This window comes from Advenella kashmirensis WT001, assembly GCF_000219915.2.
In the GTDB taxonomy this organism is placed as follows: domain Bacteria; phylum Pseudomonadota; class Gammaproteobacteria; order Burkholderiales; family Burkholderiaceae_B; genus Advenella; species Advenella kashmirensis.
In genome coordinates, this window is the sequence record NC_017964.1 from 1,061,167 (window position 1) to 1,074,773 (window position 13,607).

The following is a 13,607-nucleotide window of genomic DNA, read 5'->3' on the forward strand; positions in this document are numbered from 1 at the left end:
CATTCACGCGGGCAGGTCTGATCATATCAGAGTGCGTCGCGGAATAAAAAATGCCGTTCACCTGGCGACAAGTGAACGGCACTGCATGATGTCCGGGGAAAGGTTTAGTCTACCTTTGTTACGGAAACGGTATGCTTGTTGAGTGCGCCTTTATGTGAAAAGGAAACACTGCCGTCTACCAGTGCGTACAGAGTGTGGTCTTTACCGATACCAACGTTGGTTCCCGGGTGAAAACGTGTGCCACGCTGACGAACAATGATTGAACCGGCTGGAATAACTTCACCGCCAAAGGCTTTTACGCCCAGTCGTTTGGATTCCGAGTCGCGGCCGTTGCGGGTTGAGCCGCCGCCCTTTTTCTGTGCCATGTTTAAGCTCCTGTTGTGCTGTTAACGAACGGATCAAGCAGAGATTGCTTCGATGACGATTTGGGTGTAATTCTGGCGATGGCCTGGTGCCGCTGATAATGCTTGCGACGGCGCATTTTGAAAATTTTCACCTTGTCGTGACGTCCATGTGCAAGAACTTTGGCTTTAACCACAGCGCCTTCGACAAGGGGAGCACCCACTTTGAGTGTTTCACCTTCGCCTACTGACAGAACCTGGTCTAGCGAGATTTCTTGCCCGATGTCTGCTGGTATCTGTTCTACCTTGAGTTTTTGACCTTCGGCAACACGATACTGCTTGCCTCCGGTTTTTATGACCGCGTACATATGGGTTAACCTCTAAAAATAAATTGGAATTAGCATATTTAAACGCTAAGCCCATCATTCTACTGCGAAAACTCATAAAAAGTCAAAAGAATCAATCGCTTGTTTCAGGAAAACCTGTCAGGGAGGGGGCGAAACCGGAAAAAATGTGGTATTTGTGCCGACACAAGTCAACGACAAGGCCATCACAATACTGCGTCGACCCAATCGTCGGCGACCACAAAGCCGCGGTGCACCTCCGTGTATACTTGGCCTGAAGCGGTCGGCAGCGGTTGCCCGGTCGCGGGTACAGTTGCGCCAGATGCCGGCGCCGCAGTAGCCATTGCCTGTGCGCTGACGGCGCTTAAGGGGGCAGCGACGCCCGAGGGCGCCAGTGCGACGATCAATAGTCCGGGTCGCGGTCCGGTGACGGCCGCGCCTGAACCGAACCACGATTCAAGTTGTGCCAGAAGGGCCGCTGCCTCAAGTGTGTCGGCGACATCGGCCTGTTGCGGCGAGAGCCATTGCATGCGCGATAGAATGCGCCAGCGCAGTTCACCGGCCCCTGCGTCTGTCCTGATCGACCGTGCGAGGCGCTGCGCAAAATCGGCTTGCGTCAGCCACCAGCCCCTTGAATGCTGCGGGTTGAGCATTGCCCGGGTGGTCGGTTCGGCCAGGACGTAATCGTCCCAGCGCTCGCCCTGCAAGGGGTAGAACAGCCAGCCCTTCATATAGGCTGCGGCGCTATCGACGCAGACGCCCAATTGCTGTGTGACCTCAGGCAGGCCGGACAGCGGCAGTTGCTGATCACGCAATTTCGTGGTTTTGCGGGCCAGCGTATCGCGCTGTTGCAGGCCTATCAAACGATCGGCGTCCGGGGTCCGGCTGCCTGCGGCACATAAAGATAATATTTGACGGCCAGTTCCCAGTGCCACACCTTGTGGTTGCTTTGATCGCGCCAGATGTAGTCCAGCTCGCCAATGGTTTGCCGGGCGCCGCCTTGGCGCTGGGTAGCGGTGATATGGATAGGTGTATGGTGCGCAGCAGTTCAATGCTGGCGGCGTGCTGCAGGGCGGTACGCAACAGGGCTTCGGCATAGAGCCCAAGCCGGCGATACGGTGCACTGAAGTCGCTGGTCAGGGTCGTGGACGCATTGTCTTGCTGGCCTTCGTGCGCCAGCCAGCGGTCAATCTCGCACAGCGCAGTGGCTGGCCAGCTTGCCAGTGGCAGACCGGCAGCCGGCGCCAGCAGATCCGGCGCATGCGTCAACCAGTGAAGATCATGCCAGGCCTGGCTGCGCAGCCGCAAGCCAGGTGTTATCTCAGGAACGGTAGTCGGCGTTGATGCTGACGTACTCATGTGAGAAGTCGCAACTGTATACCGTTTCCGATATATTGCCGCGACCCAGTGCTACCCGCACCAGAATCTCGGGTTGCTGCATGACGCGCTGGCCATCTTCTTCCAGATAGTCAGGGTTACGGCCGCCCCCAGTGGCAACCAGCACATCGTCAAGCCACAAGCGCAGGGCTGTTACATTCAGGTCATCAACACCGGCGTAACCAATGGCGGCCAGAATGCGGCCCAGGTTCGGATCGGATGCGTAGAAAGCGGTTTTGACCAGCGGGGAGTGTGCAATCGCGTAGGCAATTTTCAGCGCAGTCTGGCTGCTTTCTGCCTCTTCGACCTGGATGGTGATGAATTTGGTGGCGCCTTCGGCATCACGTACGATTTTTTGGGCCAGCTCGCGGGCAACTTCAATCAACTCAGCCTTGATGGTCTGGTAATGCGGACTTTGCGTGTCCTGTACCTGTATGCCGCTTTGACCGGTGGCAATTACGATGAATGAATCGTTGGTGGAGGTGTCGCCGTCTACCGTGATACGGTTAAAAGAACGGTTGGCAATATCCTTGACCAGTTCCTTGAGCAGCGCCGGAGCGATTTCCGCGTCGGTTGCGACAAAACCCAGCATGGTGGCCATATTCGGGCGGATCATGCCGGCACCTTTGCTGATGCCGGTAATGCTCACTTTACGCCATCCAGTGTCAGCTGCCTGGAGCAGATCTTGGCAGGGTATCGGTGGTCATGATGCTGTGTGCAGCCTTGAGCCAGGCATTTTTTTCCAGGGACCGGATGCATTGAGGCAATGCTGCCGTAATTTTGTCGACCGGAAGTGGTTCAAGAATCACGCCTGTAGAAAAAGGCAGGATTTCTTCTTCCAGCAAGCCCAGTTCCTTGGACAGCACACGGCAGGTCTCAAAGGCGCGTTCCAGACCATCGGCGCCGGTGCCGGCATTGGCATTGCCGGTATTGATAACCAGGGCACGCATGGCATTGCTCTTGGCCAGGCGAGATTCGCAGATCTGCACCGGGGCCGCTCTGAAACGATTGCGCGTGAAAACGCCGGCTACAGAGGTGCCTGGCGTGAATTTGAATAATGTGAGGTCATCACGGCCGGGCTTTTTGATCCCGGCTTGTGCAATGCCAATTTCAACCCCTGCTACCGGATAAATAGCTGATTCGTCAGGTATATTTAAGTTTACAGCCATACAGCTTCAACACCTTTAACATATTATGGATAACCCTGAGTGTAGCGTCTTTTTTATTTCACATTGAGAAAACCGGGATATCTGGAAAAAAATTCTTACACGGCCTGTTATAGCGTTTCTCCGGCGCAAGGCCATGGCAGCAGATGCTGCCGGGCATCGGCACCGGATCGATAGCGCAGGGCGCACAGGCGATCGGGTGCCGGTTATTATTACAGTAGTGCGAATGCGCGGCCGGCGGCGTCCAGTGTTTTTTCCAGAATCTCGTCGCTATGCATGGCCGAGACAAAACCGGCTTCAAACGCCGATGGCGCCAGATGAACGCCATTGTCCAGCATGCCATGGAAAAAGACCTTGAAGGCCTCATGGTTGATGTCGGACACCTCTGCGAAGGTAGTGGGAACGGTTTCGCGGAAATACAGGCCGAACATGCCGCCCACCGAGTCGGCGCAGAAGGCGACGCCTGCGGCACGGGCCTTGTCCTGCAGGCCGGCAACCAGTTTGGCAGATTGTGTCTGCAGGTGCTCATAGAAGCCGGGGCGCGACAGTATTTCAAGTGTGATAAGGCCGGCGGCAACGGACACAGGATTGCCCGAAAGCGTGCCCGCCTGATAAACCGGCCCCAGCGGTGCAATCTGGTCCATGATGTCGGCGCGACCGCCAAAGGCGCCTACGGGCATGCCCCCGCCAATGACTTTTGCCAGCGTGGTCAGATCGGGCGTGACGCCCGACAGGCCCTGTACACCTTGTGGGCCGGCGCGAAAGCCCGTCATCACTTCGTCGAAAATCAGCAGTGCGCCATATTCGGAGCACAATGCGCGCAGGCCGGCCAGGAACCCTTCTACCGGCTTGATCAAGTTCATATTACCGGCTATCGGTTCAACAATAATGCAGGCAATATCGGCACCGAATTCGGCAAATGCGGCCTTGACTGCGTCCAGATCGTTATAGTCCAGCACCAATGTATGCGCAACGAATTCTGCAGGGACGCCGGCAGAGGTCGGGTTGCCGAAGGTCAGCAGGCCCGAGCCGGCTTTGACCAGCAGGCTATCGGCATGGCCATGGTAACAGCCTTCGAATTTGATGATCTTATTGCGGCCAGTGGCGCCACGGGCCAGGCGGATGGCACTCATGGTGGCTTCTGTACCTGAACTGACCAGACGGACCTTTTCAATGGACGGGATGCGCGCAATAATCGCTTCGGCCAGCAAAGATTCGGCCTCGGTCGGCGCACCGAAAGACAGGCCTGATTCTGCTGCCCGCTGCACGGCCTGAACCACTTCGGGATGCGCATGGCCGACAATGGCCGGCCCCCAGGACCCCAGGTAATCAATATACTGTTTGCCATCGGCATCCCAGATATAAGCGTCTTTTGCCTTGCTGATGAAGCGGGGCGTGCCGCCTACCGAGCGGAATGCTCGCACCGGCGAATTGACACCACCAGGAATGGATTGAAGGGCGCGTTTAAAGAGAACTTCGTTCTGGGACATAATGAATTTTTTATCTGAAAATAAGTGAAAAGAGGCCGGTTCAGTCAGGGCTTGTTGCGGGCACGTAGCCGGCGGCGCTGCTGACATGACCGGGCGGGGAAAAGCAATTATGACGACGGCGACGGGCGCGGGTCAAACAGCGAGGCGTAGTAGGCGGCGGCTTTGCGGATGTCCGGCTCACCGAATAAACCGGTGATGACTGCGATACTATCGGCGCCGGCTTCTACCGCCAGATGGGCATTTTGCCTGTTGATTCCGCCAATCCCCACCAGTGCCGGCATGCGCTGGGTACCTGACGGTTTTTCGACTGCCTGAAACAGCGACAGGGGTGCACGAACTGCATCGGGTTTGACCATGGAGGGAAAAAGTGCGCCAAAGGCAATGTAATCGGCCTGCGCTTGCAAGGCGCTAGCGGCCAGCGCCAGACTGTCATAGCAAGAGACGCCGATCAGCAAAGGCGCCTGGTGCCGTTGTTGCAGCTGTGCGCGAACGGTCGTGATGGCGTCATCGTTTTTACCCAGATGAACGCCGTCGGCACCCAGTTCCAATGCCAGTTGCCAGTCATCATTGACGATAAACAGCACGCCTGCGTCACGGCAGATGTCGCGCACAGATGCCGCCACGCCGCGCGCCTGCGCTGGCGGCATGGTTTTCTGGCGCCACTGCAGCACCCGCATGCCGCCTTCGCAGGCCAGCGCAACGGCCTGCTGCAGGCGCTGGGCATCATGCCATTCGGGCGTAATGCCGTATAGACCGGACGGAAAGGTGTTTGCTGTCATTGCGCTGTTATGCCTGAATAAGTACAGATATCAATAGAAGTATAGCGAGAAAGCGCTCGCGGTTGTCCGCAAGGCTGTATCAGGCAGCGGATCAGGGCTTCTGCAGTCGTTGTGCTACCAGCTTGCTCATGCCCAGCTTGCGCCCGTCAGCAAGTGCCTTGTGCGCGTAAGTAATGGCATGCTCGCAGGCTTGGGGCATGGTCTGGCCCCGCGACAGTTCGCAGGCCAGGGCGGCACTGATCATATCACCCGCTTCAGATTGTCCGGCTAGCGGAAAAAAACCAAAAGCATGGCTGCGATCGCCGCCTTCGAGCAAAACATGCTGATGGGCGTCGTCTGGCGAAGGGCAAAACAGCGCCAGGCAGGATTTTGCGCCTGCCGCCAGAATGGCTTCGAGCACCACCGGGATCGGGTTCTCGTCGTTATGATCGTCTTCCGGCGCCCATAAATTCAGGTAACTGCAATCGACGACAACGCAGCTGGCTTGCGGTATAAGGGTTTCCCAGGTTGCCTGCAGCAGGGCCTCGATCTCGTCATCGGAGCTGTCTTCGATCACCGACGCGTATTGCGGCCCAAGATACAGAACCAGCGGGACACTATCATAGTCGGCGGCGATCTGCGCAATGATACTGACATGGTCCGGGCTGTACAGCCCGCCGGCACGGATGGCATGCACCGGAATGTCTTCGAGCAGGCAGCGAGCCTGATTGTCCAGAATTTCGTCGGAAACGGGATGGATTTCCTCTATGACACCGGTGTCTTGCACCGTGATGGCAGTGAGCGCGGTGACCGCCTGGCAATCAAAGTGCGTGGCGGTCAGAACATCGCCGACGAGCCCGGAACGTCCGGTTGGATCCAGATGGTTGAAAAACAGCACTGCAGGGCATGATCAGGGGACACGAGGCGTACTAAGCAAAAAACAAAAGCGGTGAAAGTTGCCGGTGCATAAAAAAAGCACGGCGCGGTTTTTGGGAAAACGGGCCAAAGGTATCATTTTAAATTAAAATGGGTACTAAAGCGTGCGCAGGCATGTTTTCGGGAACAAGCCCGATGGGCCGATTCCATCCGATTCGTGAAGTTACATTTGAATGTTAGGAAATAACCGTATTATGCGTACCTGGATGTGTTTAATTTGTGGTTGGGTTTATGATGAGGAAACCGGCGTTCCTGAAGAAGGAATTGCGCCGGGTACCAAATGGGAAGACGTTCCCCCCAACTGGGTCTGTCCTGAATGCGGTGCGCGCAAGGAAGACTTTGAAATGATGGAAATCTGACGCGCATCCTAAAAAGGAAGGACCATGACCGAACACGAAGACAAAAAAGAATCTGAATTTGTCAGTATGGCGAACCAGTTCCTCATGGCCATGCCTTCTCAGACAGCCGATATTTTCGAAGGTGGCGTGGTATATGTGTGTGAACATTCCGAAGACGGTGCGCTGGGCCTGTTGCTGAACCGGCCTACCGATCTGTCGGTGGAACAGCTGCTGGAGCGCCTGGAACTGGAAGTGAATGCCGACCTGGCTGCGCAGACCGTTTTTTATGGCGGGCCTGTCCAGACCGATCGTGGGTTCGTCCTGCACCACCCGGCTGGCCATTACCGTTCCAGTGTCGTGCTTGGCGACATGGCGCTTACAACGTCGCGTGACGTGCTGGAAGATCTGGCACGAGGCGAAGGGCCGCAGCAAATCTTTATTACGCTGGGTTATGCCGGCTGGTCTGCGGGTCAGCTGGAACAGGAAATCGCCGCCAATACCTGGCTTAATGTCAGCGCAGACCGTAATATCATTTTCAACAAGCGAGCTGCTGACCGTTACACGGCGGCGCTGGCGCTGCTTGGCATCGAACCTGCTGCATTGTCCGGTGATGCCGGCCATGCCTGAAGAAACCCTGCTGGCGTTTGATGCCGGCATGAAAAAAACCGGCGTGGCCCTGGGCAATACCTTGACGCGACAGGCGCGCCCTTTGTGCATTATCCGCGAGGTCACGCGCGATGGCCGCTTTGCCCGCATTGCTGCGCTGCTGCATGAATGGCAACCCGAAAGGGTGGTGGTGGGACTGCCGCTTACCAGCGCCGGCGACGAACAGCCGGCTTCCAAATTTGCCCGACGCTTTGCCAACCAGCTGCACGGCCGTTTCGGCTTGCACGTCGAGCTGGTGGACGAACGCGGTTCAAGCATGGAAGCGCAGGAACTTCTTGGCAACAATGAAGAAGATGATGCCGTGGCAGCCGCAGTTATTCTTCAACGCTATCTGGATAGCTTAAAATAACGGCACTTTTGATAACGGCACCTTTGCTAACAGGATAGGAAAACCATGACAGGCAGCCTGCCCAGCGCCGAAGAACTTTACGCGCATCTGAAAAACGCCCTGAGCGAAAAGCTCCAGGGCACCGATCCGGCCAATACATATCTAGTGGGTATTTATTCAGGGGGCGCCTGGCTGGCACGGCGACTCTGCGCGGATCTGAATTTGCCCAATCAGCCGGGCACCCTCAATACCAGTCTGCATCGCGACGACTTCAGCCGAATCGGGCTGCATTCGCAAACCCAGCCAAGTCACGTGCCGTTCGAAGTCGAAGGCGCGCACATTTTTCTCATCGACGATATCCTCTTTACCGGCCGCACGATTCGCGCGGCGCTCAATGAACTGTACGATTATGGCCGGCCCGCTTCGGTTCGTCTGGGTGTGCTGATCGACCGGGGCGGTCGCGAACTGCCCATTGCGCCCGACATCTGCGGCGGCGTTCTGCCGTTGCCGCGCGGCAGCAATTATGTTCTGGCTGCCGATGATGATTCACGTTTTACCCTGACCATGGAAGAGGAGTCCCGCTATGTTTAACCCGCAATTGAACCGGCATGGCGAGCTGACTCATCTGCTATCTACCGAGGGGCTGCCGCGCGACATTCTGACCCACATCCTGGACACGGCCCAGACATTCGTGCCCATGGCTGAGCGCGACATCAAAAAGGTGCCGTTGCTGCGCGGCAAAAGCGTCTTCAATCTGTTTTTTGAGAACTCCACCCGCACCCGTACCACATTTGAAATAGCCGCCAAACGGCTCTCGGCGGATGTCTATAACCTGAACATCAACGTATCGTCTACCGCCAAAGGCGAGTCGCTGCTCGATACCATCAGCAATCTGACGGCCATGCAGGCCGATATTTTTGTCGTGCGGCATGAAGCCAGCGGCGCCCCTTATCTTATTGCCCGCAACGTCGAGCCCCATATCCACGTTATCAATGCCGGGGACGGGCGCCATGCGCATCCCACGCAAGGCTTGCTGGATATGTACACCATCCGTCATTTCAAGAAGGATTTTTCCGGACTGACGGTGGCCATCGTGGGCGATATTTTGCATTCCCGGGTCGCACGGTCCGACATACATGCACTGACCACACTGGCGCAGCCGAAGTGCGCGCCATCGGTCCGCTCACGCTGCTGCCGGGCGGGCTTGAACAAATGGGCGTCAAGGTGTTCACCGATATGCGCGAAGGCCTGCGGGATGTAGATGTGGTCATGGTGCTGCGTTTGCAGAATGAGCGCATGAAGGGTGCGTTGCTGCCGTCTTCACAGGAATATTTCAAGCATTACGGGCTGACGCACGAAAAGCTGGCTTATGCCAAGCCGGATGCCATCGTCATGCACCCGGGCCCCATGAATCGCGGGGTTGAAATTGATTCCGCCGTCGCTGACGGACCACAGGCGGTTATTCTCAATCAGGTAACGTTCGGGATTGCTGTAAGAATGGCAGTCATGAGCATCGTAGCTGGAGCTTCTCAGTGAAAATAGTAATTAAAGGTGGCCGGCTGCTTGACCCGGCTTCCGGTACAGACCAGACCGGTAATCTTTATATCGCAGCCGGACGCATCGTTGGCATGGGGCAGGAGCCGGATGGATTTGAATCGGCACGCACCATCGATGCTACCGGTAAGCTGGTCATTCCGGGTCTGATCGATCTGGCAGTTCGCTTGCGCGAACCCGGCTTTGAACATCGGGCAACGCTGGAGTCGGAGATGCAGGCGGCGCTTGCCGGCGGGGTGACCAGCCTGGTGTTGCCGCCCGATACCGAACCGGCACTGGACGAACCCGGCCTGGTCGAAATGCTTAAACATCGCGCCCGCCAATTGCATCAGGCCAACCTGTATCCCCTGGGCGCAATGACCAATCGCCTGGAAGGCAAAATCATTACCGAAATGGCCGAGCTGACCGAAGCCGGTTGCATTGCCTTTTCCCAGGCCTCACTGCCGTTGATCGATACCGGTGTCCTGCTGCGCAGCATGCAGTACGCCAAAACCTATGGCTATACCTTGTGGCTCACGCCGCTGGAGGCCTCCCTGTCCAAGGGCGTGGCGGCCAGCGGGCCCTTTGCATCGCGGCTGGGGCTGGTCGGCGTACCGGAGCAGGCAGAAACCATTGCGCTGCATACCCTGTTCGAATTGCAAAAAGTCACGGGTACGCGTCTGCATATCTGCCGCCTGTCCAGCGCGGCCGGGATTGCACTGGTGCGTCAGGCCAAGGCACAGGGCCTGCCTGTGACCTGCGATGTGTCGCTCAACCACTTGCATCTGACAGACCTGGATATTGGTTTCTTCGACAGCAATTATCGGCTGGATCCGCCTTTGCGCGGCCAGCGTGATCGCGATGCAATTCGCGCCGGGCTTGCCGACGGAACGATTGATGCCGTCTGCTCTGATCACACGCCAGTAGACGACGATGGCAAGCTGATGCCGTTTGCAGAGGCAGAGCCCGGGGCAACGGGCGTAGAGTTGCTGTTCTCTCTGGTGGTTAAATGGGCGCAGGAAGAAAAGCTGTCGCTGGTGCAGGCGCTGGGACTCATTACGACCGGACCTGCCGCTATTCTGAAGGCCGGTGCGCCGTCGTTGCCGGGCTGCGGTACGCTGTCTGTAGGCGCGCCCGCCGATATCGCGATTGCGGATGCCGACGCTGCCTGGACAGTCGGTCGCGACACGTTGCTGAGCCAAAGTGCACACACGCCGTTTGTCGGTTACGAACTTCCCGGCAAGATTGTCATGACCCTGGTCAGTGGTCGCAGCGTATGGGAGTCTGTGTGATCGCGTATTTACGGTTTGTTGTCAGGGCGATCTTTCTGATTCTGTTGTTGCTCTCGGGACTGCTGACCGCCGCTATCGCCTTGCCGTTCATGAACCGGCCGGTGCAGGATGCGGTGACCAAAGCCTGGTCGTGCTGCCTGATGCTGGTTTGTGGCGTCAAAGTGGTGCGTCACGGCACGCCGATCATGAGCGGGCCGGTCCTGTGGGTTGCCAATCACGTGTCGTGGATTGATATTTTTATTCTGAACAGCTGGCGGGCTACGTCATTTATTGCCAAACAGGAAATTCGCAGATGGCCGGTAATCGGCTGGCTGGTGGCCAGGGTGGGCACGGTGTTTATCGAAAGGGGGCAGCGCCAGGCCATCAGTCGTGTCAGCGAGAGTATGAAGCGGCTGTTCGAGCGCAATATCTGCGTTGGCTTGTTTCCCGAAGGCACCACCTCCGATGGCCTGGATGTCAAGCCATTTAGTACTAGTCTGTTCGAGCCTGCATGCGTGCCCAGGTGGCAATTCAGCCGGTCGCATTGGTGTTCTGGTATGAAGGTCAGCGCAGCGGGAAAATGGCTTTTATTGGCGACCAGACGTTGATCGGCAATATCTGGGTTCTGCTCAGCGCAAGCCATGTCTGCGTAGAAGTTTATTGCCTGCCAGCGGTTACGCAAAATGGCCAGCCTTCAGCGCTGGGCCGCGCCGAGCTGGCGGCACAGGTGCGTGATGCCATTCGGGCCAGGGTAGTTCAGGACTGAACAGATATATCGGTTTGGGCAAAAGAGGATAGCCCGAACCGTGTCGGCTCGGGTAGCGCCGCCGCGTTTGCGGGGTCGTTGATTACCTGCCGTGCTGTTTGCAATCTATCTGGATGAGCTTGCGATCGCTCAGGCGAAGCGCAGTCAGTTTTCCGCCCCATACGCAGCCGGTATCCAGGGCCAGCAGATTCTTGCGAATCAGTAAGCCCAATGTTGACCAATGGCCGAAGATTATGGGGATATCGGCTGTTTTTCGGTCAGGTACATCAAACCAGGGTACGAGCCCCGGATGGCTGTCGGGTGCATCTTTGGATGCAAAATCCATTTCACCTTGCATCGTGCATAGTCGCATGCGGGTAAAGGCATTGATAATCACCCGCAGCCGTTTTGCACCCGATAGCTTGTCCTTCCACTGAACGGGCTCATTCCCATACATTTTCTGCAGGTTTTTTTTCCATTTGTCGCTGATCAGCGCCTGATGCGCCTCTTCGGCCAGCGCCAGGGTCTTGTCCAGATCCCATTTGGCCATGACGCCTGCATGGACCATCAAATGCCCGGCTTCGTAATGAGCCAGCGGGCGATGCCGCAGCCAGTCAATCAACTCATCGGCATGCTTGTCCTTGAGGATCGCATCGAACGTATCCGATTTGTTTTCATTGCGTATGCCGGCATGTACAGCGAGCATATGCAGATCATGGTTGCCCAGAATACTGACAGCGCGGTCACCCAGTTTGATAATGCGCTTTAAGGTACGTAATGACTGGGGTCCGCGATTGATCAGATCGCCGGCAAACCAGAATCGGCAATCGGCATCTTCCTGAATCAATGGATGGTCGAGCAATTCGTCCAGTGCACCACAACACCCCTGTAAATCTCCTACAGCCCAGATATTCATTACGTTACAGCCTTCCCTGAAAGTGGTGCACGCTGCATACGCGGGGTCCGCCTGGCTTCCATAAGATAGAGCGCAAGCATGGCGATCAGCATGGCGATCGTGTTGGGCATGAGCGCCGTAAGCCATGGCGGCAGATTCTTCAACATGCCTACGTTCAGTGCAAGCTGGTTGATCATATAGAACGCAACGCCCAGTAAAATACCCAGGAACACTTTGCCGCCTACACCGCCCTTGCGGGTTTGCATAAATCCGATAGGCGCGGCAATGGTAATCATGACCAGCAGCGTGAATGGATAGCTCAGTTTGCGCCACAGCGCGACAACCTGGCGGTTGGTTTGCAGCTTGTTCTCTTCCAGATATGAAATGTAATCAAGCAGCGAAACGGTCGACATACGGTCTGGTTGCATCTGACCGGCAAGCAGGCGATTAGGCGTCAGCGTGGTTGTAAGTTCCAGTGTTGGCAATACCGAGCGCCTGGCGACATCGGCAACCGGCTTATTCGGGTCCGCCAGGGCGGATTTGGCATCGATCAGACTGGTGATGTGCACCACATCGGTCAGGGTGAGCGTGTTCTTGCTGAAATGCCCCGTTTTGGCGTGATCAAGAGAAATAAACCGGCTCTCGGTCGCATTATAGGTAATGATGCGGATGTCCTCGACACTGCCCTGGTCGCGTAGTCGTGCAATGTTGATGGTGCGGATATTGCCTTCTTCATCCGGCTCACGGAACCAGTGGCCCGAGTTCATCTGTCCGCCGCTGGCTTTGCCCAGATACTTCAGGCTGGCTTCACTGGTCATGAGTTCGGCGCGCGGCGTGACAAATTCCGACAGGACGAATGCGCCCACCATGAGCGGAATGGTAATAGTCCAGAGCATAAGCAGCAAGGAAATGCTGCTGACGCCTGAAACGCGCAGTATCACCAATTCGTTGCGCTGTGCCAGACTGGCCAGCGCCAGCACCGACCCGATCAGCAGGCCGATGGGCAACAGATCATACAAACGCGTTGGCAATTGCAATACTTGCAGATACAACAGCGAGAGCAACGGAAACTGATCGCTGATGCTGTCCAGTTCGTCAATCAGGCAAAAAAGGTGAACAAACCCACGAGCGCCACCAGTACAGCCACGGTGGAGCGGTAGATTTCTGTCCCTAGATATTTTCTTGCTGTGCGCATGTGTCTTGTTAGTGTCCAGTCAGACGCAGCAGTGTTGCGGCTGGCCTCAGAAGCGTTGATTTTACTGTTGTTTGCAGGCCTGATCCAGCATAACAGCTTATGCCCAATAAATTTGTGAGTCCTGTTGCACACCGTGCAAATGCTCCTGATTCGGCGTGCATGGCTGCCTGGTCATGCGCATTCCGAATCTCTTTCTCCTGCATTTTAACGTCGATTGTCGAGGG

Annotated in this window: 14 protein-coding genes and 5 pseudogenes; 8 read left to right on the forward strand and 11 right to left on the reverse strand. The window is 56.5% G+C overall.

Annotated elements, in window-relative coordinates; all coding sequences use genetic code 11:
• Positions 1–104: 104 nt before the first annotated feature.
• From rpmA to thiD, 9 genes and pseudogenes are all read right to left on the reverse strand, one after another.
• The gene (gene rpmA, locus TKWG_RS04945) at positions 105–365 is read right to left on the reverse strand and encodes a 50S ribosomal protein L27 (protein WP_014749778.1); all 261 of its coding nucleotides are present in this window, start codon (positions 363–365) and stop codon (positions 105–107) included.
• 33 nt (positions 366–398) lie between these two features.
• A pseudogene (gene rplU / locus TKWG_RS04950) lies at positions 399–709 on the reverse strand (50S ribosomal protein L21).
• Between the two features lie 182 nt (positions 710–891).
• A complete protein-coding gene (locus TKWG_RS25815; protein ID WP_014749780.1) occupies positions 892–1,548 on the reverse strand; it encodes a DUF1853 family protein in 657 nt (218 codons plus the stop codon).
• Entirely contained in the window at positions 1,545–1,712 is a 168-nt protein-coding gene (locus TKWG_RS26885) for a DUF1853 family protein (RefSeq protein ID WP_407636912.1), read from the reverse strand. Before TKWG_RS26885 ends, TKWG_RS25815 begins: the two co-directional genes overlap by 4 nt.
• 26 nt (positions 1,713–1,738) lie before the next feature.
• Positions 1,739–2,044 (reverse strand): annotated as a pseudogene (locus TKWG_RS26890) (DUF1853 family protein); the annotation flags it as partial.
• Positions 2,007–3,231: pseudogene (argJ, locus tag TKWG_RS04965) on the reverse strand (bifunctional glutamate N-acetyltransferase/amino-acid acetyltransferase ArgJ). The pseudogenes argJ and TKWG_RS26890, both read right to left, overlap by 38 nt.
• Before the next feature lie 209 nt (positions 3,232–3,440).
• The gene (gene hemL, locus TKWG_RS04970) at positions 3,441–4,718 is read right to left on the reverse strand and encodes a glutamate-1-semialdehyde 2,1-aminomutase (protein ID WP_014749782.1); all 1,278 of its coding nucleotides are present in this window, start codon (positions 4,716–4,718) and stop codon (positions 3,441–3,443) included.
• Between the two features lie 107 nt (positions 4,719–4,825).
• Positions 4,826–5,497 (reverse strand): thiamine phosphate synthase, encoded by a 672-nt coding sequence (gene thiE / locus TKWG_RS04975; RefSeq protein WP_014749783.1) that lies wholly within the window; start codon positions 5,495–5,497, stop codon positions 4,826–4,828.
• A gap of 91 nt (positions 5,498–5,588) precedes the next feature.
• Positions 5,589–6,374 carry a bifunctional hydroxymethylpyrimidine kinase/phosphomethylpyrimidine kinase gene (gene thiD / locus TKWG_RS04980; protein WP_014749784.1) on the reverse strand — a complete coding sequence of 262 codons (786 nt, stop codon included), beginning with the start codon at positions 6,372–6,374 and terminating at the stop codon, positions 5,589–5,591.
• 232 nt (positions 6,375–6,606) lie between these two features.
• Here thiD and TKWG_RS04985 point away from each other — a divergent pair, with 232 nt between their 5' ends.
• The 8 genes and pseudogenes from TKWG_RS04985 (at position 6,607) to TKWG_RS26410 (ending at position 11,314) form a co-directional block, all read left to right on the forward strand.
• Positions 6,607–6,771 carry a rubredoxin gene (locus TKWG_RS04985; protein ID WP_014749785.1) on the forward strand — a complete coding sequence of 55 codons (165 nt, stop codon included), beginning with the start codon at positions 6,607–6,609 and terminating at the stop codon, positions 6,769–6,771.
• Between the two features lie 24 nt (positions 6,772–6,795).
• Entirely contained in the window at positions 6,796–7,377 is a 582-nt protein-coding gene (locus tag TKWG_RS04990; RefSeq protein WP_014749786.1) for a YqgE/AlgH family protein, read from the forward strand.
• Positions 7,370–7,765, forward strand: a complete 396-nt coding sequence (ruvX, locus tag TKWG_RS04995; RefSeq protein WP_014749787.1) for a Holliday junction resolvase RuvX — start codon at positions 7,370–7,372, stop codon at positions 7,763–7,765. The genes TKWG_RS04990 and ruvX overlap by 8 nt, the downstream gene beginning before the upstream one ends.
• Positions 7,766–7,810: 45 nt before the next feature.
• Positions 7,811–8,335: a bifunctional pyr operon transcriptional regulator/uracil phosphoribosyltransferase PyrR gene (pyrR, locus tag TKWG_RS05000; RefSeq protein ID WP_014749788.1), complete on the forward strand. Its 525-nt coding sequence runs from the start codon at positions 7,811–7,813 to the stop codon at positions 8,333–8,335.
• A pseudogene (locus TKWG_RS05005) lies at positions 8,328–9,280 on the forward strand (aspartate carbamoyltransferase catalytic subunit). The gene pyrR and the pseudogene TKWG_RS05005 overlap by 8 nt, the downstream one beginning before the upstream one ends.
• Positions 9,277–10,569 (forward strand): dihydroorotase, encoded by a 1,293-nt coding sequence (locus TKWG_RS05010; RefSeq protein ID WP_014749791.1) that lies wholly within the window; start codon positions 9,277–9,279, stop codon positions 10,567–10,569. Before TKWG_RS05005 ends, TKWG_RS05010 begins: the two are co-directional and overlap by 4 nt.
• On the forward strand, positions 10,566–11,156 hold the full coding sequence (locus tag TKWG_RS05015; protein ID WP_014749792.1) for a lysophospholipid acyltransferase family protein: 591 nt from the start codon (positions 10,566–10,568) through the stop codon (positions 11,154–11,156). The genes TKWG_RS05010 and TKWG_RS05015 overlap by 4 nt, the downstream gene beginning before the upstream one ends.
• Positions 11,129–11,314, forward strand: coding sequence for a hypothetical protein (locus TKWG_RS26410; RefSeq protein ID WP_014749793.1), 186 nt, complete (start codon positions 11,129–11,131; stop codon positions 11,312–11,314). Before TKWG_RS05015 ends, TKWG_RS26410 begins: the two co-directional genes overlap by 28 nt.
• 82 nt (positions 11,315–11,396) lie before the next feature.
• Here the strand turns inward: TKWG_RS26410 and TKWG_RS05020 are convergent, their stop codons facing one another.
• Complete coding sequence (locus TKWG_RS05020) at positions 11,397–12,209, reverse strand: symmetrical bis(5'-nucleosyl)-tetraphosphatase (RefSeq protein WP_014749794.1); 813 nt, start codon at positions 12,207–12,209, stop codon at positions 11,397–11,399.
• Positions 12,209–13,383, reverse strand: a pseudogene (gene lptG, locus TKWG_RS05025) (LPS export ABC transporter permease LptG). The gene TKWG_RS05020 and the pseudogene lptG overlap by 1 nt, the downstream one beginning before the upstream one ends.
• Between the last annotated feature and the right edge of the window lie 224 nt (positions 13,384–13,607).